The 23,477-nt window shown below is 52.8% G+C and carries 20 protein-coding genes; 13 read left to right on the top strand and 7 right to left on the bottom strand.

Annotated features, from left to right (window positions below; all coding sequences use genetic code 11):
• Positions 1–186: 186 nt before the first annotated feature.
• Together recQ and ACLD72_RS09430 are read left to right on the top strand one after the other, a co-directional pair.
• Complete coding sequence (gene recQ, locus ACLD72_RS09435) at positions 187–2,004, top strand: DNA helicase RecQ (RefSeq protein ID WP_458475720.1); 1,818 nt, start codon at positions 187–189, stop codon at positions 2,002–2,004.
• An 11-nt stretch (positions 2,005–2,015) separates the two neighbouring features.
• Entirely contained in the window at positions 2,016–4,064 is a 2,049-nt protein-coding gene (locus ACLD72_RS09430) for a B12-binding domain-containing radical SAM protein (protein ID WP_411000277.1), read from the top strand.
• 728 nt (positions 4,065–4,792) lie between these two features.
• On the opposite strand, the gene ACLD72_RS09425 is transcribed toward ACLD72_RS09430, so the two are convergent.
• From ACLD72_RS09425 to ACLD72_RS09410, 4 genes are all read right to left on the bottom strand, one after another.
• On the bottom strand, positions 4,793–5,749 hold the full coding sequence (locus tag ACLD72_RS09425) for an alpha/beta hydrolase (RefSeq protein ID WP_411000279.1): 957 nt from the start codon (positions 5,747–5,749) through the stop codon (positions 4,793–4,795).
• A gap of 462 nt (positions 5,750–6,211) precedes the next feature.
• The gene (locus ACLD72_RS09420; protein ID WP_411000281.1) at positions 6,212–6,613 is read right to left on the bottom strand and encodes a VOC family protein; all 402 of its coding nucleotides are present in this window, start codon (positions 6,611–6,613) and stop codon (positions 6,212–6,214) included.
• Between the two features lie 28 nt (positions 6,614–6,641).
• Complete coding sequence (locus ACLD72_RS09415) at positions 6,642–7,223, bottom strand: class I SAM-dependent methyltransferase (RefSeq protein WP_411000283.1); 582 nt, start codon at positions 7,221–7,223, stop codon at positions 6,642–6,644.
• A complete protein-coding gene (locus ACLD72_RS09410) occupies positions 7,202–8,179 on the bottom strand; it encodes a TIGR01212 family radical SAM protein (protein ID WP_411000285.1) in 978 nt (325 codons plus the stop codon). Before ACLD72_RS09410 ends, ACLD72_RS09415 begins: the two co-directional genes overlap by 22 nt.
• Before the next feature lie 336 nt (positions 8,180–8,515).
• Between ACLD72_RS09410 and trmB the strand changes: the two genes are divergently transcribed.
• Positions 8,516–9,223, top strand: coding sequence for a tRNA (guanosine(46)-N7)-methyltransferase TrmB (gene trmB / locus ACLD72_RS09405; RefSeq protein ID WP_411000287.1), 708 nt, complete (start codon positions 8,516–8,518; stop codon positions 9,221–9,223).
• Positions 9,224–9,277: 54 nt separating this feature from the next.
• On the opposite strand, the gene ACLD72_RS09400 is transcribed toward trmB, so the two are convergent.
• The gene (locus tag ACLD72_RS09400) at positions 9,278–10,417 is read right to left on the bottom strand and encodes an MGDG synthase family glycosyltransferase (protein WP_411000289.1); all 1,140 of its coding nucleotides are present in this window, start codon (positions 10,415–10,417) and stop codon (positions 9,278–9,280) included.
• Between the two features lie 52 nt (positions 10,418–10,469).
• On the bottom strand, positions 10,470–10,997 hold the full coding sequence (locus ACLD72_RS09395) for a phosphatase PAP2 family protein (RefSeq protein ID WP_411000291.1): 528 nt from the start codon (positions 10,995–10,997) through the stop codon (positions 10,470–10,472).
• A gap of 622 nt (positions 10,998–11,619) precedes the next feature.
• On the opposite strand from ACLD72_RS09395, the gene ACLD72_RS09390 reads away from it, so the two are divergent.
• From ACLD72_RS09390 to ACLD72_RS09350, 9 genes are all read left to right on the top strand, one after another.
• Complete coding sequence (locus tag ACLD72_RS09390; protein WP_251596623.1) at positions 11,620–12,858, top strand: glycosyltransferase family 2 protein; 1,239 nt, start codon at positions 11,620–11,622, stop codon at positions 12,856–12,858.
• 840 nt (positions 12,859–13,698) lie between these two features.
• A complete protein-coding gene (infC, locus tag ACLD72_RS09385; RefSeq protein WP_036624935.1) occupies positions 13,699–14,193 on the top strand; it encodes a translation initiation factor IF-3 in 495 nt (164 codons plus the stop codon).
• 87 nt (positions 14,194–14,280) lie between these two features.
• Positions 14,281–14,481 carry a 50S ribosomal protein L35 gene (rpmI, locus tag ACLD72_RS09380; RefSeq protein WP_059046389.1) on the top strand — a complete coding sequence of 67 codons (201 nt, stop codon included), beginning with the start codon at positions 14,281–14,283 and terminating at the stop codon, positions 14,479–14,481.
• A gap of 210 nt (positions 14,482–14,691) precedes the next feature.
• Positions 14,692–15,051 (top strand): 50S ribosomal protein L20, encoded by a 360-nt coding sequence (rplT, locus tag ACLD72_RS09375; protein ID WP_411000294.1) that lies wholly within the window; start codon positions 14,692–14,694, stop codon positions 15,049–15,051.
• A 372-nt stretch (positions 15,052–15,423) separates the two neighbouring features.
• Positions 15,424–16,509: a BMP family lipoprotein gene (locus ACLD72_RS09370; RefSeq protein ID WP_411000296.1), complete on the top strand. Its 1,086-nt coding sequence runs from the start codon at positions 15,424–15,426 to the stop codon at positions 16,507–16,509.
• Between the two features lie 95 nt (positions 16,510–16,604).
• A complete protein-coding gene (locus tag ACLD72_RS09365; protein ID WP_411000298.1) occupies positions 16,605–18,143 on the top strand; it encodes an ABC transporter ATP-binding protein in 1,539 nt (512 codons plus the stop codon).
• A complete protein-coding gene (locus tag ACLD72_RS09360) occupies positions 18,136–19,209 on the top strand; it encodes an ABC transporter permease (RefSeq protein WP_251596617.1) in 1,074 nt (357 codons plus the stop codon). The genes ACLD72_RS09365 and ACLD72_RS09360 overlap by 8 nt, the downstream gene beginning before the upstream one ends.
• 1 nt (position 19,210) lies before the next feature.
• Positions 19,211–20,170, top strand: a complete 960-nt coding sequence (locus ACLD72_RS09355; RefSeq protein ID WP_251596615.1) for an ABC transporter permease — start codon at positions 19,211–19,213, stop codon at positions 20,168–20,170.
• Between the two features lie 230 nt (positions 20,171–20,400).
• Positions 20,401–20,691: a hypothetical protein gene (locus tag ACLD72_RS09350; RefSeq protein ID WP_251596613.1), complete on the top strand. Its 291-nt coding sequence runs from the start codon at positions 20,401–20,403 to the stop codon at positions 20,689–20,691.
• A 6-nt stretch (positions 20,692–20,697) separates the two neighbouring features.
• Here ACLD72_RS09350 and ACLD72_RS09345 read toward each other — a convergent pair whose 3' ends face one another.
• Positions 20,698–21,153 carry a GNAT family N-acetyltransferase gene (locus ACLD72_RS09345; RefSeq protein ID WP_411000301.1) on the bottom strand — a complete coding sequence of 152 codons (456 nt, stop codon included), beginning with the start codon at positions 21,151–21,153 and terminating at the stop codon, positions 20,698–20,700.
• A gap of 578 nt (positions 21,154–21,731) precedes the next feature.
• On the opposite strand from ACLD72_RS09345, the gene ilvB reads away from it, so the two are divergent.
• A complete protein-coding gene (gene ilvB, locus ACLD72_RS09340) occupies positions 21,732–23,477 on the top strand; it encodes a biosynthetic-type acetolactate synthase large subunit (RefSeq protein WP_411000303.1) in 1,746 nt (581 codons plus the stop codon).

Genomic DNA, 23,477 nt, shown 5'->3' with positions numbered 1-23,477 from the left:
CGGGGGAGCACCACAGAGGGCCCCTTCGGCAACCCCCTCGATCGAGAGGGCGATTTCGGCCCAACCTAAGACGCGGGCGGTGAGTTCCCCGGATCGTGGTTGCCCAATGCGGCCAAGCCCGGTAAACTTAAAGTATATGGAGTTGAGGAGAAGAGTGAGGAACAAATGATTTCACAAACAGCAAACATGGAACAAGCGCGGCAATTGCTGCAAAAATATTACGGTTACCCCGATTTCCGCGAAGGACAGCGAAAAATCGTGGAAAGCGTGCTGTCGGGCGCGGATACGCTTGGCATTATGCCGACCGGCGGCGGCAAATCGATCTGCTACCAGGTTCCGGCGCTTTTGCTGCCGGGACTCACGCTGGTTGTGTCGCCGCTCATTTCTTTAATGAAGGACCAGGTGGACGCACTCACCACGATGGGGGTCTCCGCCGCCTACATCAACAGCACGCTCACCGGCAAAGAGGTGAACGAGCGCATCCGCGCCGCCCGGCGCGGCGAGCTGAAGCTGCTGTACGTGGCCCCGGAGCGGTTGGAGCTGGACTGGTTCCGCGAGGAGATGAGCGGGCTGACCATCTCCTGCGTCGCCGTGGACGAAGCGCACTGCGTTTCGCAGTGGGGGCACGACTTCCGGACGAGTTACCTGGCGGTTTCGCCGTTTGTGCAGGGGCTGCCGCAGCGCCCGATTATCGCGGTCTTCACCGCGACGGCGACGCCGGAGGTCATGGACGACATGGTGTCGCTGCTGCGGCTTGCGGAGCCGGCCGTCTTTGTCACCGGCCTCGGCCGGGACAATCTGGCGATGTCGGTGCTGCGCGGCGAAAATAAACGCGAGTTCGTCATGAACTATGCGAACACGCACGCCCATCAGCCCGGCATCGTGTATGCGGCGACCCGCAAGGAGGTCGACGACCTGTACGACCGGCTGCGCCGCTCCGGCATTCCGGCGGGCCGCTATCACGCCGGCTTGTCCGACAAGGAGCGGGAGGAAAACCAGGAGGCGTTCCTGTATGACGATATCCGCGTGATGGTCGCCACCAACGCGTTTGGCATGGGAATCGACAAGTCGAACGTGCGGTACGTCATCCACTTCAATATGCCGAAAAATATGGAGGCGTATGTCCAGGAAGCCGGCCGGGCCGGCCGCGACGGCGAGCCGAGCGAATGCATTTTACTGTTCAGCCCGCAGGACATCATGACGCAAAAATTTCTGATCGAGCAAAATCCGCAGGACGAGAGTCGTAAGCGCAACGAATACCGCAAGCTGCAGCAGATGGTGGAATATTGCTATCAGACCAAGTGCCTGCGCTGGGCGATGCTCGATTACTTCGGCGAGGAGCATGACCACACGCCGTGCGGCATCTGCAGCTCCTGCCGGGACGAACGCGAGCTGGTCGACATGACTCGGGACGCGCAGATCGTCTTCTCCTGCATCCACCGGATGCGGGAGCGGTTTGGCGTGTCGCTGGTCTCCTCCGTCCTCAAAGGCTCGCAGAACAAAAAGGTGCTGCAGTACGGTTTCGACTCACTGCCAACCTATGGAATGATGCGGACGCGCACGGAAAAAGAAATTTCCGAGCTGATCAACGTGTTTATCGCCGAGGGTTATTTGGCCCTGTCCGAAGGGCAGTACCCGGTCGTACGCCTACAGCCGCTGGCCGTGGAGGTGCTGAAAAGCCGCCATCAAGTGATGCTGCGCGCGCCGGAGCCGGCCGCCGGCAAACAGGCCGCTTCAGGCGGCGGCTCGCGCCGCAGAGGCTACGATGATGGCCCGTCCGCGGTCAACGAGACGGTTTTCGAGCAACTGCGCCTCATCCGGCGCGATCTGGCCGAGAAGGAGCATGTTCCTTCTTATATCATTTTCAACGATGCGACCCTGCGCGAAATGAGCGTCGTCTGCCCGACGAGCGAAGCGGATATGCTGAGGATTAAAGGCGTGGGGGAAGTCAAATACCGGAAGTATGGGAAACCGTTTTTGGATTTTTTTCAAAATATGGAATAGGGTTGTGAAACATGAAGGTCATACTGGCGACTTTAAACGCTAAATTTATCCACACTTCGCTGGCCATCCGGCTGCTTAAGGCCTACAGCGGGAACGAGTTCGACATCGATTTGGCCGAATATACGATCAAGGATCCCGTGATGAACATCGTTTCCGATCTGTTTCAGCGCCGGCCCGACGTGGTCGGCTTCTCTTGTTACATCTGGAACATCGAAGAGACGATTAAAGTGATCAAGCTGCTGAAAAAGGTGCTGCCGGAAACGACGGTCGTTTTGGGTGGGCCCGAGGTGTCTTACGATTCGCAGCATTGGATGGAGCGCGTCCGGGAAGTCGATTTCATCGTCATGGGTGACGGTGAGGAGACGTTCCATCATTTGCTGCAGGAGCTGTCCGGCGATCGGAAGTTCCACTTCGTGTTTGGCGCAGCTTACCGTAAAGGCGAGGAGGTTATGATCAACCCGCCGCGGCCAAAATCCGATCTGAACACGCTGCCTTCGCCGCACCGTTTTCCCGAGGATATTTCGAACCTTGGTAAGCGGATCATTTATTTTGAAACGAGCCGGGGTTGTCCGTTCAGCTGCCAATTTTGCCTGTCCAGCATCGAGGTGGGGGTGCGCTATTACGATATCGAACGCGTGAAGTCCGACATTCTGTATCTGATCGAGCATGGGGCGAAAACGATCAAATTTCTCGACCGTACGTTTAACATCAACCGCAGCTACGCGATGGAAATGTTCCAATTTTTGATCGACAACCATCAGGGCTGCGTGTTTCAATTCGAAATCACGGCGGACATTATGCGGCCCGAGGTGCTGGATTTTTTGGCGGAAAACGCGCCGCCGGGGATCTTCCGCTTCGAAATCGGCGTGCAGTCGACCAACGATCCGACCAATGAGCTTGTCAAGCGGCGGCAGAATTTTACGAAGCTGACCCGTACAGTGACCAAAATCAAAGAGAGCGGCAAAATCGACCAGCATCTCGATCTGATCGCCGGGTTGCCGGAGGAGGATTACGCGACGTTCCGCAAAACGTTTAACGACGTGTTTGCTTTGCGGCCCGAGGAGCTGCAGCTCGGCTTCCTGAAAATGCTGCGCGGAACCGGGCTGCGAAATGACGCGGCCAAATACAATTACGTGTATATGGACCATGCTCCTTACGAGATTTTGGGCAACGATGTATTGCCGTTTTCGGATGTCGTGCGCCTGAAACGGCTGGAGGATGTGCTGGAGAAGTACTGGAACGCGCATCGGATGGATCACACGCTGGAATATTTGGTGAGCCGCGAGTTTGACTCGCCGTTTGATTTCTTTCAGGAATTCGGCGATTACTGGGAAGGGCGGGGCTGGCAGCGGATCGGCCATCAGCTTGAGGATTTGTTCGCCCGGCTGCACGAATTTCTCATCTACCGCGGGTTGAAACGGCCTGAGGTGGCGCTCGGCTTGATGAAGCTCGATTATTTGCTTGGGCATAAATACAAGCCGCGCAAAATCTGGTGGGAGGACCGGCTGGACAAGGACCGCCGCAACGGCTATTTCAAGGCGCTGGCGGAGCATCCATCGGCGTTGTCCGCCGGCTTCGCGGCCTATGGTCTGGACGAGCGCGGCCTGCAGAAATACGCCTGCCTGGAGGTGCTGCCGTTCCGGCTGGGCGACGTGCTTGCAGGAAAGGAAGTGCCGACAGAGCCTGCGGCGCAAAGCGGGGCCACAGACACAGCCATAGCCGTAGATACAGCTACAGTTGCGGATACAGCTACAGTTGCAGACACAGACACAGACTCAGCTACAGACAAAACCATAGCCACAGATACAGATACAGACGAAATCACAGTCACAGATGCAGACACAACCGTTGACACAACCATAGTCACAGATGCAGATACAATCACAGCCACAACCATAGCCACAGCCGGAGCAGGGGCAGTTTCCGATCAGCTTTCCGCCGCTTCGGAGGCGACCCTGCTGATCGTGCTGTACCAGCAGGACGAGGACGACCACCCGGTATTTTACTATGCGCCGCTGGCAATTCTGCTATCTTTGGCACCTTCTATCACCAGCCGCTAGCGTTGCATTAAAATCACAAACTATTCTAACGGTTGCCACAGTCGCTATTTGTCCCAAAAACGTTGATTTCAAATTCTAACGGTTGCCATTGCGCTTATTTCACTTAAACTCGGCTAATTCTGCTTAGATTCAGGCAAATAACGGCGATCACAACCGTTAGAATTTACAAAAGGCCTTTTTTCGGAGAATAGCCGCTGTTACAACCGTTAGATTTCCGGCGGACGATAGTTTCGATTCGAAACCTGAGCAATTGCGGGAAACCTGGAAAGTATCAGGGCTACAATTTGTCTAGTGCAAGAGTTTATGCAACGCTAGTGATCACCGGCTCAAAATAGGGGAAAAAAATGCCGTTATTTCCTTCCCGATCAGGGGTATGAGGCAATAGCGACATATAAGGGCCTTATTTTCCGCTGACCGGCTTAAATCGGGGAGAAAGAGGAGCCCGCCGTGGAAATAGAGGGAAAAAATGTCGTTATTCCTACGAAAAGTGACCGAATGACGAAAATAAGGACAAAAAGTACTGCTATTGTGCATCCCATCGAATATCGGCGGGAATCCGGCAAGTATTCCTCCGGGAATTCCATCGAGTATCTGGCGGACGTCCTACCGAGTATCTGGCGAACGTCCCACCGAGTATCGGCGAACATTCGGCGGGAAGCCAGCTGCCGATCAACCTGCGCAAGCACCAAAATCAAGCCGTTGAACTGTTCAGCGGCTTGATTGCTATGCTATGAACTGCCCTCAGCCTCCGCGCTGACAGGCAAATGGCGCTCTAGCCAATCGGCAAGATCGTTCATCACTTCGTCGCGGTTGATTTCGTTCAGCATTTCATGGCGCCCGCCGGGGTACAGCTTTACCTCGACATCCTGCAGGCCCAGCCAGGAATACATCGCGCTCAGCCGCCGGATGCCTTCACCGTGCAAGCCGACAGGGTCCTGGTCGCCGGCGAAAATATAGACCGGTGTATGCTTCGGGATATACTGCATTTGCTCCGGTTGATGGATTTCCTGCAGCAGGTCGAAAAAATCCTGAAAAAAACCGGCGCTGCACAAAAAACCGCAATGAGGATCGTTTATGTATTTATCGACCTCGCGTTCGTCGCGGGACAACCAGTCAAACGGGGTTCTGGCGGGCAGAAACTTCCGGTTGAAGCCGCCGAAGGTGAGCGCGTTCATCAGGAAACTGGGGTGATCGTCTCCTTGGAATCTCGCCTGCAGGCGGGCCAGGTTTTTGCCGATGCCGAGCAGCGCGCGCGGTCCGTTCGTTCCCGTAAGGACGAACCCGTGATAAGGCTCATAGCCGGCGTACATCACTTTTTGCGTCAAAAAAGAACCCATGCTGTGGCCGAGCAAAAACAGCGGGAGCTCCGGGTGCTCGCCCTGGATGATTCCGGCAAGTGTGCTGAGGTCCTGCACCATGCCGTTAAAGCCGTTTTCGCCGGGCCAGCCCAGTTCCTCAGGGCCTCTGGCGGTGCGGCCGTGGCCGCGATGATCGTTGGCGTAAACGACAAAGCCGCGGGCGGTCAGCACCCGGGCGAGGCGCTCGTATCTTTTTGCGGTTTCCGCCATGCCGTGGGCGATTTGCAATACACCCCGCGGCGGGGGAACTGCTTCCTCCGCGCTCCAGCGATAGACGAACACGTCTTGGCCAGCGGCGTTTCCGAACGTAAACGTTCGCTCTTCCATAACGCAGCACTCGCTTTCTCAGAATTGTGTAAGAAAACGCAACTCAATTTTCGCAGAACGAAAATCAGCTAAAAAGCAGGGGGCAAATCCCACGAAATGCAAAAGTACAGGCGGTTTTTGTCGAAACCCCTCTAAACCGATGGTTCAAATGCAAAAATGCAGTTCATTTCCGGTCAAAAGTTACTTTTTTATCAGATAGCCCCAAATGAGATGTACTTTTGCACTTCAATCGCGCTAAAATGATAATTTACGGAAAATAGAATGCACTTTTGCAGTTGATTCCATAAGGCCGTCCTTCTTCCCATGAAAAACGATCAACTCGGCTGTAGACTTTTCCAAATTTTTATGCTACGAAAGTTGAAAGCCCCCGTTCAACCCGAGGGCGGCCACTCTGTCACTCCGTCACTCGTTCTCACAATCTGCGGTACAATATGGTTTGTCCGTGGTCAAACTGGCACTCCATCACGACGTCACGGCCGGCTGAAAAAACTCGATCCGCTCGCCGTCCGGTCCGCTAAAGAAGAAAAAGCGGCCGCCACCGCCCGGGAGTGTGCGAATTTCCTCGTCGAGCCCAGACAGGCCCAGGCCGGCGATACGTGCATATTCTTCCTCGATCTCGCTGGCGGTAAAGGCGATGTGGTGAACGCGCCCTTCTCCCGGCAGATCTTCCCCGCCCTGCAAACTAACCAGTTCTACCTCCACTGACTCCTGTCCCTGAAAAGCAAGAAAAGCGAGCCGCAACGGGTCGCCGACCTCCCCGATCGTATGAAGCAGCTTCAGCCCGATGACCCGCTCGTAAAATTCGATCGAATCCTCCAGCGCGGACACGCGGATCCCGACATGCTCAATTTTGTGAATACTCATGAATAAATCCCAGCCTTTCGTTTATCGTTTACCTTTTTTCTATTGCGATCAAATAAGGCGCGGCAGGCCTTTGCAGCTGCCGGTACACGATCGCTTGTCCGTCTGCGGCGGACAGCGAAGCGGCCCAGGCTTCCACGGCCGCAGCTTCGGTCTCTCCGCCGGGATGCCCCGGGTAGAGGACGGCGGTGAGAATCCCGCGCGGCCGCAGCAGGCGCACGGCGGCCTCCAGCGCCGGGATCGTGCTGCCCGGCTGCGTGATCAGCGCCGGGTCCGCTCCTTTGGCCGGCAGGTAGCCGAGATTGAACATCACGGCGCCCAAACGGCCACGGACCTCGGCGGGCAAAGCAGCCTCCATCTCGGCATGGCTGCGCTCGATCAGGGTGACGCCGGCCAGGGAGGAGGGCTCCTCCTTGTCCAGCCGTTCCCGGGTCAGGATTAAGGCCTGCGGTTGAATATCGAAGGCGAACACCTGCCCCTTCGGTCGGCAGGCTTTGGCCAAAAACAGCGTGTCCGCCCCGGTGCCGGCGGTGGCGTCGACCGCGGCATCGCCCGGCTGCAGCCGTTCGCCCGCCAGCTTATGAGCCATGCTTAACACCGAGAGGAAACCCATGCTTCTTGCCCCCTCCAGTATTTGCCCTGCCAGGAATCGCGCCGCTTCAGCTCGGCGTCGATGGCGTTCAGCACTTCCCATTTTTTCAGGCTCCACATCGGCCCGATCAGCAGGTCGCGCGGCGCGTCCCCTGTCAGGCGGTGGACGATTATCTCCGGGGGCAGAAACTCCAGCGTATCAACGATCAATTTCACGTATTCGTCCATTTCCAGGAACCGCAGCAGCCCGGCTTCATACTGCTTCACCATCGGCGTTTTGCGCATCAGATGGAGCAGGTGGATTTTGATGCCCTGAACGTCCATAGCAGCGACGGCCCGCCCCGTTTCAAGCATCATTTCGTGGGTTTCCTGCGGGAGTCCGTAAATAATATGCGTGCAGACGCGAATGTTCCGTTGGCGCAGCTTCTCGACGGCATTAAGATAACACTCTGTATCATGAGCCCGGTTGATCAGTTCGGACGTTGATTCATGGATGCTTTGCAGCCCCATCTCGACCCATAAATAAGTTCGTTCATTCAGTTCGGCCAAATAATCAACGACGTCATCCGGAAGACAATCCGGCCGGGTGGCGATGGACAGGCCAACGACGCCGGGCTGCTCGAGGATCGCCTCGTAATATTCGCGCAGCACCTCCACCGGGGCATACGTGTTCGTATAAGCCTGAAAGTACCCGATGTACTTGGCCTGCGGCCATTTCTGGTGCTGCCGGTCGCGGATATGATTGAATTGGGTAACCAGGTCGTCCCGGCGGCTGCCGGCAAAGTCTCCCGAGCCGCGGGCGCTGCAAAAGGTGCAGCCGCCTTTGGCGATGGAACCGTCGCGGTTGGGGCAGGTAAAGCCGGCATCCAGCATCACCTTGAACACTTTTTCCCCGAATTCGCGGCGCATCTCGGTATTCCAGGTATGAAATCGCTTGTCTCCCCACAAAGCAGGAGTGTCCGCCATTAGTGTACTCATCACAAGCTCCTTTATTTTGTCAAAAATTTTTTTTTGTATATTTATTCACTGGGAAAAGCCCGTCGTTTCAGCCATTCTACCTGATTCATTGTATCAAATTTTTTAAAAAAAGGGGAATAGAGCCTGGTAGCTTCCTTGCAGTGAAATACGGATTATGCTATTTTGAATGTATTAAATTTGTTGGAACCCCAATTCCAAAATATATCGAAAAAGGAATCACTCGTTCGTCTCCCCGGCGTTCGTTTTGATTCCTTTTTCATTTTCTGCTCTTTACTTTTATGACGATGTTCGGCAAAATATTGCAAGTACGAATAACAAGAAAAGCGGAGGAATAACATGCGTTTACGCGGCAGAAAAGGCATTCGGGAGGATTTGGAGCAGCAGCGCGATTTGGTTGTGCTGGATCCCCGGGAATATAAAGGACAATGGGCCGAGCTGTTCGGCAACGGACGGCCGATTCACATCGAGCTTGGCATGGGAAAAGGGCAGTTTATCAGCGGAATGAGCGTAAAATACCCGGAGGTTAATTTCATCGGCATGGATATGTACGATGAGTTGATTCGCCGGGCGAGCGAGAAGGTGCGGACGATTTGGCGGGAGCAGGGCGCGGAGCGGCCGGAGAACGTACGGCTGGCGCTTGGCAACGTCGAATCGCTGGAAGAATTTTTTGCTCCGGGGGAAGTGGAGCGGATTTATTTGAATTTCAGCGATCCTTGGCCGAAAAAGAAACATTGGCGCAGAAGGTTGACGCACCCGAGGTTTCTCGACAAATACCGCGCCTTGCTGAACGAGCGGGGGGAAATCCACTTGAAGACGGATTCCCGCGTCTTGTTCGAGTTTTCGCTGAATTCGTTTGCCGCGTGCGGGCTGCAGATGAACGATATTTCGCTCAGCTTGCATGAAGGAGGCGTTAATGAGGAGCATGTCATGACGGAATACGAGAGCAAATTCGTCGGACAAGGCCTGCCGATTTACCGCTGCGAGGCGATCGTAGGGCAAGCGGCGCTGGAGCGGTACCATAAACACAAGATGGAGCGGTTTTGATCTGGTTTGCAAAAACAAGGCGGCGCAAAGGGATACCCTTGCGGCCGCCTTGTTTTATTTTCGGATAAAATTCGTATTTCCAAGAAGATCGATGATGGCCTGGGCGCTCTGCATCGGACGGAAGCGGGCGATATGGCTCAGCGCATCTTCACGAGCACGGACGACCTCCTCGTAATCGTCGGTCAAGCGTTTGATCCAGTTCGTGATATCGTCCAGGGAATCGATCGGAGTTCCCCATCCTTGCTGCGCGAAATAGTGGGAGTTTTCTTCCTCCTGGCCGGGAAGCGGCTTGTGGAACAGCATCGGGATGCCTTTGGCCAGCCCCTCGGAGCAAGTCATTCCCCCGGGCTTTGTAATCAGCAGATCCGATATTTCCATCAGCTTGTCAATTTCCTTCGTGAATCCGAGCAGCCGGATATTCGGATGGATGAAGCGGGGATCCTTTTTCATCTTCTCCAGCGATTTCTCGTTGCTGCCGAAGCAGAAAATGATTTGGATACTTTCCCGGTACAAGGCCAGCAGCGAGTTCACCGCCTCATCCTTCATAAACCCCCAGCCCCCGCCCATCACCAGGATGGTCGGTATTTCCTTCAAGCCGAACTGCAGGCGGATGTCTTCCTTGCGGTGGCGCTCCCAGAAATTCGGATGCACGGGAATGCCCGTGATCAGGATCTTGCTCTTCTCCACGCCGCGGTCCATCAGCTTGCGCTGCACCTGGTCGGTGGAGACGAGGTAGCAGTTCACTTCCCGGCTTACCCACGCCCCGTGTACGTCATAATCGGTAATCACGGTGCATAGCGGCACGTCAAGCATACCCAACCGCTTCATCCGCGAAATAACCGCGCTGGGAATCGGGTGGGTGCAGACGATCACATCGGGATGCAACTGGCGTATGATCTGGATGGTACGGGTATAAAAAATTCGATGAAGAGCAAGCGTCGTCAATCGGTTCATGGATTTTTTGTAATTGCTGCGGTACATCATGCGGATCAGCCTGGGCTGAGTGGACACTGTTTTTTTGTAAGCGGTGATGAACAGCGGAGCCACTCTTGGGTTCAAAAAACTGCCAAGCTCCAGGACTTTCGTTTGCACATTTGGCGCCAGCTTCCGTAAACTACTGGAGAGCGCATAGGCTGCCTGGGTATGTCCCGCTCCAAACCCTTCGGATAAAAGCAAGACTCTTTGTTTATGCACTTTGGTTTCACCTTTTCCTGCAAGGTTTTCCTACTGAACTACAATATCCCCTTTACGCCCAGAATGCAACCGTGCCGAGGGCTACGCAAGAACCGATCACCGCGCCGGCAAGGCAATCCGAAGGATAATGCAGGCCCAGGTAAATCCGCGAAACGGCGACCAGCAGCGCCACGGGCAAAAGCACTAATCCGAGCGCAGGAACGGCAGCCACAAACGGTACCGTTACCGAAAAAATCGCCGTCGTATGCCCGGAAGGAAAAGAATGGTCCTTCAGCGGATTCCTGAAGGTGTTCGTGCCCGGCAGCGTCAAATACGGCCGAACGCGCGGGTAAGTTTTTTTGACGAGTGCAACGGGAAGATGGCTGAGCGCAAGCGCAACGCATGATTGCAGGCCTACCCTGCTCCAGGGCTGGGGCGCGGCAAGCCAAATTAACAGGGAAGAGGCAATCGTAAACGTAGCCCCGCCCAAAAAAGTTAATCGATAAAGCCAGGAATTGAGAAATTTGCGGTGCCAGCGGCCGTTGATGCCCACAAAAATCCGGCGGTCCAGGTTTTTTAGTTTTTGAATGAGTTGATTCATGAGATCCCTCCGCGTTTGGTTTGCCGCATTTACGGCCTAAAACTGCCCATTTTTACGTTTTGGTTAAAAAGTAGGATGGCATTTTCAGGTTAGACTTATCATATTTTTTATCCATGGCCTTTTCAAGAACTGTTTTTTTGCCTGGGGCATATCGGCCGGTTTTTGACTTTTTGCCCGCCGTCCCTTTACAATGATTCAAATAATAGCAAAAAAGTTTAAAAAAAAGTGCAGGAATCTGTAAACTTTTTGCCGCTTTGTCACGTCTGTTTAAATGGAACGTTCCTTTTTTTGACGTAGAGAATGAAAAAAAAGTTGGAACCTGAAATAAAAAGTGCCAAAAGTGATGAAAATAAGAACAAACCGCACCTGAAAGCAGGATGCGGGGGTCCCGTATGCGAAAATAGACCGACTTCGGAAGTATTTGCGCTACGGCGGGGTTATAGTGGCTTTGACAAAAGCGGCAAAGTCGTGGAAAATCGAATGCGTTACGTTAGTTTGGTTAGAAAAAACTGCCAATCAAGAGACAAAAAAAGGAACAGTAACGAAAAAATGGGTCAGTAACTCAAAACACTCCGTACATACAGAGATAGAAAGCGGAGCAGTAAAAAGGGGGCAAGAAATCATGTTGGACATCATCTTGGTCTCACTGCAGGTGGTGCTTGCGGTGATTGGGGTGTATCAGTTCGGTCTAGCTTTATTCGGCATGTACAAGAAAAAAACGAAAAAGCAATTCGAGCCAACCAAATCTTTTGCCGTGCTTGTCGCGGCGCATAACGAAGAAAAAGTGGTCGGGGCTTTGATGGAAAATCTCAAGCTCCTGAACTATCCGAAAGAATTGTTCGACGTCTTTGTCATTTGCGATAACTGTACGGACAGCACGGCGGACATCGTCCGCAGCCACGGCATGAACGCCTGCGTCCGCAGCAATCCGAATTTGCGCGGCAAGGGCTACGCGATCGAATGGATGCTGAAGCAGTTGTGGAAAATGCCGCGCCAGTACGACGCAATCGTAATGTTTGACGCCGATAACCTGGCGCATCCGGATTTCCTGCGGGAAATGAACAACGATCTGTGTTCCGGCGCCCGCGTAATCCAAGGGTACATCGATACGAAGAACCCGGAGGATTCCTGGATTACGGCTTCTTACGGGATCTCGTACTGGTACTGCAACCGGCTTTGGCAGCTGTCCCGGCACAATTTGAATATGGCGAATTTCCTGGGCGGCACAGGCATGTGCTTTGAAACAAACCTGCTCAAAGAGATGGGCTGGGGCGCGACAAGCTTGGTCGAAGACCTGGAATTTACGATGCGCTGCGTGGAGCGGGGCGTGTATCCGGTGTTTAACTACGACGCCAAGCTGTTCGACGAGAAGCCGTTGACGTTCAAAGCTTCGGCGCGCCAGCGTTTGCGCTGGATGCAGGGCCACTTTACGGTTGCCCGCCGTTACTTCTTCCCATTGCTATGGAAGAGCATCAAGGAACGCAATATGGTCAAGCTGGACATGGCGCTTTATGGGGTCAATGTGTACATCGTGTTGCTGACGTTCCTGCTGACGGCATTGATCTGGGTAGACCAGTCCCTGCTTCAAGGACCGCATTTCGACACACTCTATCAGTACTTGCCGATGTGGGTTTCTTTTTTGGCTATCGCCGCGAACGTGTTTATTTTCCTGGCGGCCATGATTCTGGAGAAGGTGAAGTCCAAGAAGGTGTATGCTTACTTGATCCTTTTCCCGATCTATCTGATCTCCTGGTGGCCGATCACGTTCTACGCGTTCTTTACGCAAAACAACAAGCAGTGGAGCCATACGCAGCATACGCGTGTAGTGCGCCTAGAAGAAGTCCAAAGCAAACAAGGCTAATAAATGTGGTTTAAAAACCGACTTTTGATCACGAAGTAGTGCTGGCGAAGCGGGCTCGGCGTCGAATCTTGAATTCAGCCGGGCCCTCCGTGTGCTCACGTAGGTTCACCAGCTTATGCTTCCGAAGCCGTTTTCTCCGAAAACGTGTAGCTGCGCTACTCGGTCCCAGCCTCATCCAACCTTCTCGGTGCTGAAAAGCCGGTTTATAAACTTTTATTTGAAATAGAAACCCCAAAGGCCGTTTTTTAACATTATAGAATTTAAAAAAATTCGGACATGGTAGAGGGCGATGCGCAGGAAGAGAGGGGAGGAGAAGAGGAATCTGGGGGCTAAGGGACACCAGAACCGTTATTTTCGAAAAAACGGAAGATTGCAAAATGTAACGGACACAGAAGCCCTTATTTACCTCAAATCGTCCTGGATGAACGGGTTTAGAGCGAATTAGGGTCGTGTGTGTCCGTTAGGCTGGGAAATACCCGGGAAATGAGAGAATAAGGTCGCTGGTGTCCCTTAGAGCAGCGTCCAAAGTAGAAGTCAGAGTCATTAAAGGACGCCGTCAGGCATTTTTTTATCAAATCGCTTGACTTGGCGTTTATCCACGTGCTATAGTATTTGAGGTTGCAAGAAGTTTTTGGATTGCAAGCAGAGGCCCTGGCTTCTCACCTGACCGACTTTTGCGTTGGCTGGTTTTGATCCAATGATTTATGAATGATAATGTTCATGAAGAATTGACGATCAATTTGGGATGCGGGCATAAACCCTGCATCCTTTTTATGTGCCCAAGCTTTGGTCAAAGAGCTTAAGACCTTTTGGAGGTGGAGAATTATCAGTAAGGAACATTTGATCAATGATGAGATTCGTGCGAAAGAGGTCCGTCTGGTTGGCGCTGCTGGAGAACAAATCGGCATTAAGCCGCTGCGCGAAGCGCTGCAGATGGCGATCGACCTGAATCTGGATCTGGTGAACGTTGCGCCGACTGCCAAGCCGCCGGTTTGCCGGATTATGGACTATGGCAAGTTCCGTTACGAGCAACAGAAGAAAGAGAAGGAAGCCCGCAAAAATCAGAAAATTGTGGACATCAAAGAAGTCTGGTTCCGGAGCAACATCGAGGAGCACGATTTCCAAACGAAGCTTCGCAATGTGATCAAATTTTTGAAGGATGGCGACAAGGTCAAATGTTCGGTTCGCTTCCGCGGACGCGAAATTGCCCATGCCGACATCGGGAAAAAAATTCTCGACCGCGTTAAAGATGAGGTTGCGGAAATCTCAAGCATTGAGCGCCTTCCGAAGCTGGAAGGACGCAGCATGATCATGATTCTGGCACCGAAAAACTAAACGTTTGTTTTCTATATATGTGCGTTTCGCCTGTGGAATGCCTTGGATCGGGAACAATCGTCTCACAAACTTTGAGGGGGAAGTACAATGCCTAAAATGAAAACTCACAGCAGCCTGAAAGGCCGCTTCAAAATTACCGGGTCCGGTAAAGTTAGACGTTACAAAGCGAACCGCAATCACTTGCTGTCCCATAAGTCGAAACGGGCAAAACGTGTTTTGGCCAACAGCCCTGTTGCTTACGCAGGTGACGTTAGCCGTATGAAACAACAACTGGCAAACTTGAAGTAATCAAAGGTAGTTCAAAAAGTCATCTTTTGAAGATATAAGAAAGTATAGCCTCTCGGCACCAGCTTCCTTATATCGCAAGAAAAACCACCGCTTAAGGCGGTCTGGCTTCTATGCAGATGCATCGATAAAGGTTTTCTTATCACGAAGCCTGCTGAAAACCTGACTTTTTGAACGCTCATACTTAACACAACTTTTTGGGAGGTTTTTAATATGGCAAGAGTAAAAGGCGGATTCGTCGTTCGTCGTCGTCATAAAAAAGTATTGAAGCTGGCTAAAGGTTATTTTGGTTCGAAGCACCGCATTTTCAAAACTGCGAACGAGCAGGTTATGAAATCCCTGCTGTATGCGTACCGCGACCGTCGCGCGAAAAAACGCGACTTCCGCAAGCTTTGGATCGTTCGTATCAATGCGGCAGCTCGCATGAACGGTTTATCCTACAGCAAATTGATGCATGGTCTGAAATTGGCCGAAGTGAACATCAACCGCAAAATGCTGGCGGATCTCGCCGTCAACGACCTGAACGCATTTAATTCTTTGGCTGCTGTAGCCAAGGAAAAGATCAACGCTTAATTAGGTTGATAAGGCGCTGTTTCCGGTATAGACCACCGGGGCGGCGCCTTTTTTAGCAGATACAAAAACAGGCATGGAAATTTGAAAATGAGGAAGTATATAAATACGGTGAGCCGAGGGAAAAGACTTACATTATCCTTCAGATTGCCAAGGAAAGTTCGGAAGTAGACAGTTCTTGCCAGCTTAAGTTCACATGTAACGAACATTGTGTGGGAAATTTGCCAAAAGCAAGCGCTTTATCTGGAATAAACACGAAAATTATTTGACCCAAGGTCGTTAAAAGTATGGATTTTAGCTTATTTTGCAGTTATAATCTGACTATATCAAAACCTTGGATAAGGTCATAAATATTTTAAGGGGGATTATTTTTCAATGAACAAAGCCTTCAAACTTTCGCTAGTCATGATGCTCGCCTTCGTATTGGTTTTGGCCGGTTGCGGCCAGAAAGCGGCGAACAACGGCGCTGCCAATACGGGTAAATCAGGCAATGCGGCTAATACCGGAAACGCCGGGGCGGGCAACGGAGGAGATACGGCTTCCGCTTCCAATGTGAAAATCGGTCTCGTCACGGACGTAGGCGGCGTTAACGACAAGTCGTTTAACCAATCGGCATGGGAAGCGCTCCAGGCTCTGAACAAAGAAACAGGCATCCAAAACCAATATTTGCAGAGCGCAAGCAGCGCGGACTACGTTCCGAACTTGAACCAATTCGTGCAAAACGGCTATGATCTGACCTGGTCGATCGGTTTTGACCTCGGCGACGCTACGAAACAAGTGGCTGATGCGAATCCGAACGCCAAACTGGCCATTATCGACAACGTGGTTGACGCTCCAAACGTGGAATCCGTAACGTTTGCGGAAAATGAAGGGGCTTATCTGGTTGGTGTTGTGGCTGGATTGACGACGAAAACAAACAAAATCGGTTTTGTCGGTGGTGCTGATAGCCCGGTTATCAAACGCTTTGAGGTTGGTTTCCAAGCGGGCGTAAAAGCTGTTAATCCGAATGCCGAAGTCAAAATTACTTATGCCGGTGCGTATGACAAACCGGATATCGGTAAATCTCTTGCAGGCCAATTGTATGATTACGGCGCGGACATTATTTTCCCGGCTGCTGGCCAAACCGGCAACGGCGTGTTCAACGAAGCGACCGCGCGCAACAACGCCGGCGGAGCAAACAAATTGTGGGTTATCGGCGTCGACAAAGACCAATCGATTGAATTTGGGCATGAAGTTACTTTGACCTCGATGATTAAACGCGTTGATGTTGCGGTAAAGAACGTTTCCCAACAAGTTATCGACGGTACGTTTAAAGGCGGACAAGTTACCAACCTGACGCTGAAAGAAGACGGCGTTGGTTTGCCGGAGGAAAATCCGAACCTGAGCAAGGAAATTCTCGATAAAGTGGAAGAATACAAACAAAAAATCGTAAGCGGCGAAATCACGGTTCCGGCCGAATAATCAAGCAGCAATAAACATAGCAATCAAGCAGGCAAGGCCAGTGGATGAACTGGCCTTGTTGCTTGCGTATATCCCAAAATGGTGAGGGTGATTTCATGAATGCCGAGGCTCCCGTAGTCGAGTTGAAGCAAATCACAAAGCGTTTTCCCGGCATAGTGGCCAACGATTCCATCAGCCTGACCCTGAAAAAAGGGGAAATTCACGCGCTTCTCGGCGAGAATGGTGCAGGCAAATCGACGTTAATGAACATTTTGTTCGGGCTCTATCAACCTGATGAGGGCATGATCGAGATGAACGGCCAACCGGTAACGATCGACAGTCCCAATAAAGCGATCAAGTTGGGAATAGGCATGGTTCACCAGCATTTTAAGCTTGTCCAGCCTTTTACGGTGACTGAGAACATCATTCTCGGCATGGAGCCGAAAAAAGGGGTTAACATCGACTATAAATCGGCGTCCGCCCAAGTGGCGAAATTGTCGGAGCAATACGGCCTTCATGTCAATCCGAACTCGAAAATCCACGATATTTCCGTCGGGATGCAGCAGCGGGTGGAAATCATGAAGATTTTGTTCCGGGGCGCGGATATACTTATATTTGACGAGCCTACGGCGGTGCTAACGCCGCAGGAAATCGAAGAGCTGATGGCGATCATGCGCCGGCTCGTCGCTGAAGGGAAATCGATCATTTTGATCACCCACAAGCTGAAGGAAATTATGCAAATTTCCGACCGGGTGACGATCATCCGGCGCGGTAAAGTGATTGATACCGTCGAGACGAACAAAACGAATCCGAGCGAACTCGCCGAAAAGATGGTGGGCCGCGGGGTCTCGTTCAAAATCGACAAAAATGAGCCGAACATCGGACAGCCTGTTTTGCAGCTCAGTGAAATCAGGGCGAAGGACAAACACGGCATTCCCGTGCTGGACGGCTTGAATCTCGAAGTGCGGGCGGGGGAAATCGTCGGAATCGCCGGGGTTGACGGCAACGGCCAAACGGAGCTGATCGAAGCGATTACGGGATTGCGCAAGATCGAATCCGGATCGATCCGGCTTTTGGGAAAGGAACTTGCGAACCTGCCGACCCGCAAAATCATTGAAAGCGGCGTGTCGCATATTCCGGAAGACCGGCACAAGCATGGCCTCGTCCTCGATTTTTCCATTAGCGAAAATATGATCCTAGAAACGTATTATAAAGCGCCCTACAGCAAAGGTTCGCTGCTTAACCGGCGGGCGATCGACGAGCACGCCAAGGTTCTGGTCGAGCAGTTCGACGTGCGTACGCCAAGCATCGAGACCAAAGCCCGCTCTTTGTCCGGCGGTAATCAACAGAAGGCAATTATTGCTCGGGAAATAGATAAAAATCCGGACCTGCTTATCGCTGCCCAACCGACGCGGGGGCTTGATGTCGGGGCGATCGAATTTGTTCATGAACAGTTGGTGGAGCAGCGCGATCAAGGGAAAGCGGTGCTGCTCATTTCTTTCGAGCTGGATGAAATCATGAACGTATCCGACAGGATTGCCGTCATCTACGAGGGGAAGATCGTCGGCGAAGTGCTTCCGCAGGAAACAAACGATCAGGAACTCGGCCTGATGATGGCGGGAAGCCTGGAACGGGGAGGTCAGTCGATTGGATAAACTGCGCAAAATATTTACGATGGACAGCCTGATCGTCCCGCTTGTGGCGATTTTGCTCGGTCTGCTGGTTGGTGCCGTGGTCATGCTGATCGGCGGCTATGATCCGCTGGTGGCTTACGGCGCCCTGATTAAACGGGTCGTCGGCAATCCGTACGATTTCGGCGAAACGATCCGGCAAATTACACCGCTTATTTTCACCGGGTTGGCGGTAGCTTTTGCGTTCCGTTCCGGGATGTTCAACATCGGTGCGGACGGGCAGGTGCTTATCGGCATGACGACCGCCACGGCTGTCTCGTTGTCCTTTTCGGGTTTGCCGTCTGCGATCCTTGTGCCGCTCGCGGTCATCGCCGGCGGGATCGCCGGAGGACTTTGGGCCGCCATCGCCGGGTATCTCAAGGCCAAGCGGGGTATTAACGAGGTTATTACGACGATCATGCTCAACTGGACGGCCCTGTATTTATCCAATTACGTGATTCGCAACTTCTTTTTGCTGAAAGGCCAAAACCGTTCCGAGGATATCGGGGCTTCGGCTTCGATGACGTTTCTGTTTGGGATGTTCAACAATGCCCGAATCCATTGGGGAACGGTTGTCGCCCTTTTGGCGGCGGTATTTTTCTTCGTATATCTTTGGAAAACGAAACAGGGGTACGAAATGCGTTCGGTTGGCCTTAACCCCAACGCGGCTGAGTATGCAGGGATGAACGTCGGCCGAAATGTGGTGAAGGCGATGTTCATCAGCGGTGTGTTTGCCGGTCTGGCGGGCACGTTTGAAGTGCTGGGTGTTTTTCACTATCAGTCGGTATACGCCGCATCGCCGGGGTACGGGTTCGACGGTATCGCCGTAGCGCTGCTCGGGATGAATCATCCTTTTGGGGTAGTCCTCGGCGCCATTCTTTACGGCGTGCTGACTTACGGCTCCGCCGGAATGAGCTTTGCCGCCAAAGTCCCGCCCGAGCTGATCAAAATCGTCCTTGGTTCGATCATATTCTTCATTGCCGCTCAGGGCATCGTACGCTTGGTACTGAAGCCTTTCTTCCTGAAGCGTAAGAAAGAGAAGGTGTTGTGATATGGACGTACTCACGCTGCTTGGTCAACTGCTCAATTCAACCCTTGTATTTTCGACCGCGCTGATTTTTACGGCGCTGGGCGGCATTTTCTCGGAGCGTTCCGGCGTGGTGAATATCGGTTTGGAAGGTTTGATGATCTTCGGCGCGTTTGCGGCCGGGGTAGGTACTTATTATGCTCAGGAAGCCGGAATGGGAGGATTCTCCCCATGGATCGGGGTGCTGGCGGCTGTTGTCGTCGGCGCTTTGGGGGCGCTTATTCACGCGGTTGCTTCCATCACGTTCAAAGCGGATCAGACGATCAGCGGGATCGTCATCAACTTTTTGGCGGCGGGCCTGACCGTATACATCGTCAAGCTGCTGTTTGAGGGGGCGGCGGAAACACCGCTGGTCGACGTATTCCAAAAATACGCCATTCCTGTGCTCCGGGATATCCCGATCATCGGGCCGGGCGTCTTCAACTCCTATCCGACGACGTATCTGGCGTTGATCCTCGTCGTGGTCGTTTATTTCGTTCTGTTCAAAACGCCGTTTGGCCTGCGCCTTCGCGCTGTAGGCGAACATCCAAGTGCGGCCGATACGCTGGGCGTAAACGTAACCCGCATGCGTTATATCGGCGTACTGCTCAGCGGGGCGCTGGCAGGCATCGGGGGGGCTACGATCACACTGACGACAACAAGCACGTTTGCGCACAATACGATTTCCGGGCAAGGGTACATTGCGATCGCGGCAATGATTTTTGGCAAGTGGAATCCGCTGGGCGCGTTCGGAGCAGCAATGTTTTTCGGTTTTTCCCAGGCGATCCGCAATTATGTGCAGCTGTTCGAATGGTCGAGAAACATACCTCAGGAGTTCATTTTCATGATTCCGTACGTCCTGACGATTATCGTGCTTGTCGGTGCGGTAGGCCGTTCCTCGGCTCCGTCCGCGTTGGGAACGCCATACGATCCAGGGAAGCGTTAATAATCCGTAAAAAAAATAGAAGGCTATTAAGGGATGCTGCGTTGAAGCGCAAGCATCTCTTTTTTTTTGCAAAAACCCGTGGACACGGGCCTGTTTTTTAGGGGGCAAGGCGATGGTGCAGGCGCAGGAGATTGCAGGCGAATATGTTAGTTTGAACACACATAAGCCGATCAAAACGGTCGTCCCGGACGATTTGCCGGCTATGAACAAATCTGACAGGAGGAATTTAGATGGGCAGAACGGTGACGAAGAAAGACGCCGAGAAATTGCTAGGCAAGAACATTTTTGCTTACAAAAAGGATGGTAGCATTGTCGCGGGCAAACTGGTTAAAATCAGCGGTAACCGCCTGTATGTCCGCCAGAAATCCGGTAAAAAAGTGCATACGAAAGCGATTGCCCCGCTCGTTTTGTTTGATTTGCTGGCTATCGGCACATCGCCCTTTGCTTTCGGTGGCTTTGGACCCTTTGGGTTTGGCGGCTTCGGACCCTTCGGGGGATTTGGTGGCCCGTTCATTTGGTAAAGTAGTCTAAATGTAGAAATTCAGTATTTTTTCCATTTCATAGCACTTTGTTGCCTCAATGAAACGCTTCCTACGGTATCCTAATTTGCGGTAAAACAGGTGGGCTCGGGTGTTGTCCCGGTCCACCATCACTTTTGCGCGCAGACATTCGCGCGAAGCGGCAAAATGCTCTGCGTGCAGCATCAGTGTCTGGCCGTAACGTTTGCGTTGATAGGCGGGGGCAACCGCCATCATATCGATATACAGCAAATCGCCGTGCACGAGAAAATGAATAAACGCCACCGGATCGGCCTCATAATAAGGTGAGGCTACCAGCGTGACGCCATGTGAAAGCCGCTTCGGCAGTTCCTTCAGGATCTTTTCGATTTCGTGGGGAGGCAAACTCGAAAGGGGGACGAGCTCCTTTTGAATGAGATCGAAAATGACGGGATCGTCCTGCTTTGGTCTTCTGTAGCGGATCATGCGATGGTTCTCCTCCTTGCCGCGCATATGTTTGGGCGCCGCTATTTATCTTATGAGAGCAGGGGGAGAGGTGTTCCATTCAAAAGTTTTCCTTCGATAGGGTCTTGACTCTATGTGTAAAGTAATCATATAATGTTCCTAAACATTTTATGACACATACTGAATCGGCGATGATGAGGACGAAGGTTTAAGGGCTCTTTGCTCAGAGAGTGGATGGATTTGCTGAGACCACCACCAAAATCCCTTAAATGCGAGCTCACCTCGGAGCTGTTTTCCTGAAAAGCTGCAAGCCATTCCGCGGTGACGCTTGCGAACAAGGCCTATTAGGGAAAATCGTCAGGTCCGCGTTAGGGACTTCGGGTAAGGTGAAAGCGCCGTACTCGATAAGGCTTGGCACTGTGAGGTGCCGGGTGAAAATGGGTGGTACCACGAAAGGATTCAAACCTTTCGTCCCTCGGAACAGGAGACTGCTTCCGGCGGACGGAAGGTTTTTTTATTTGGGAATGTGATTTAATTAGAGTTTAATAAGAGTTCAAAAAGTCGGCTTTTTGAACAACCTTTAAAAAGGAGGATGACTGATGAGCGCGCAAACTCCAGAAGTGCGGTCTACAGAACAATTACGTGAGAAATGGATGAAGCCGGAAGTCATTACGGGCTCGGAAATACTGCTTCGCAGTTTGCTTTTGGAAGGTGTCGAATGCGTCTTCGGTTATCCGGGCGGCGCGGTGTTGTATATTTACGACGCGTTGTACGGTTTTACCGATTTCCATCACTTGCTGACCAGACATGAGCAGGGCGCCATTCATGCGGCGGACGGTTACGCCCGTGCCACCGGCAAAGTCGGCGTGTGCATCGCCACCTCCGGACCGGGGGCGACCAACCTGGTAACAGGGATCGCCACTGCATTTATGGATTCCGTACCGCTGGTTGTCATTACCGGCAACGTCGCGACCAGCCTGATCGGCACCGACGCTTTCCAAGAAGCGGACATTACCGGCATTACGATGCCGATTACGAAACATAGCTATCTCGTAAGAAACGTGGAGGATCTGCCGCGCATCATCCACGAGGCGTTCCATATTGCGGGCACGGGACGCAAAGGGCCAGTATTGATCGACATTCCGAAGGACGTGTCGGCGGCCAAAACGCTGTTCGAACCGGTGCAAACGGTCAACTTGCGCGGCTACAATCCGACGGTCGTACCGAACCGGCTGCAGCTCGACAAACTGGCGGCGGCGATCGGGGAAGCAGAGCGTCCGGTGATTATCGCCGGCGGCGGAGTCGTCTACTCCGGCGGCCATGAGCAGCTGTTCGAATTCGTGAATAAGACACAAATTCCGATTACGACGACACTGCTTGGCTTGGGCGCTTTCCCGAGCGGGCATGAGCTGTGGATGGGCATGCCGGGGATGCACGGCACCTACACGGCCAATCAAGCGATCCAGCAGTCGGACTTGCTGATCAATATCGGAGCCCGGTTCGATGACCGGGTGACGGGCAAGCTGGACGGCTTTGCGTCTCGCGCAAAAATCGTCCACATCGACATCGATCCGGCCGAAATTGGCAAAAACGTGCATGCCGACATTCCGATCGTCGGCGATGTGAAGACGGTGTTGGAAATGCTGAACCCGCTCGTATCCCGGGCGGACAAGGCGGATGCCTGGAGAGAGCAAATCCGGCAGTCCAAGCTCGATAAACCGCTGAAGTACAAAGACTCGAACACCGAGTTGAAACCGCAGTGGGTCATCGAAATGCTGAACGAAACCACGGGCGGCGAAGCGATCGTCACCACGGACGTCGGACAGCATCAAATGTGGGCGGCGCAATTTTACAAATTCAATCAGCCGCGGTCCTGGATCACTTCCGGCGGCCTCGGAACGATGGGCTTCGGGTTCCCTTCGGCGATCGGCGCGCAGATGGCGTTCCCGGACCGCCTGGTCATCTCGATCAACGGCGACGGCGGGATGCAAATGTGCTCCCAGGAGCTGGCTATTTGCGCCATCAACAACATACCGGTGAAGATCGTCGTCATCAACAACCAGGTACTCGGGATGGTTCGCCAATGGCAGGAGCTGATTTACGACAATCGTTATAGCCATATCAACCTCGAGGGCAGCCCGGATTTCGTGAAGCTCGCTGAAGCGTACGGCGTTAAAGGTTTGCGGGCCGCGAGCAAGGAAGATGCCAAACGGGTATGGCAGGAAGCACTCGATACGCCGGGACCGGTGCTGGTGGAATTCATGGTGAGCAAAGAGGAGAACGTATATCCGATGGTTCCCCAAGGTTCTACCATCGATCAAATGTTGATGGGGGACGGTGAATAA

Source organism: Paenibacillus lacisediminis (assembly GCF_046567315.2).
Note: the sequence above shows the minus strand (reverse complement) of the source record. Positions and strands in the feature narration are given on the sequence as shown.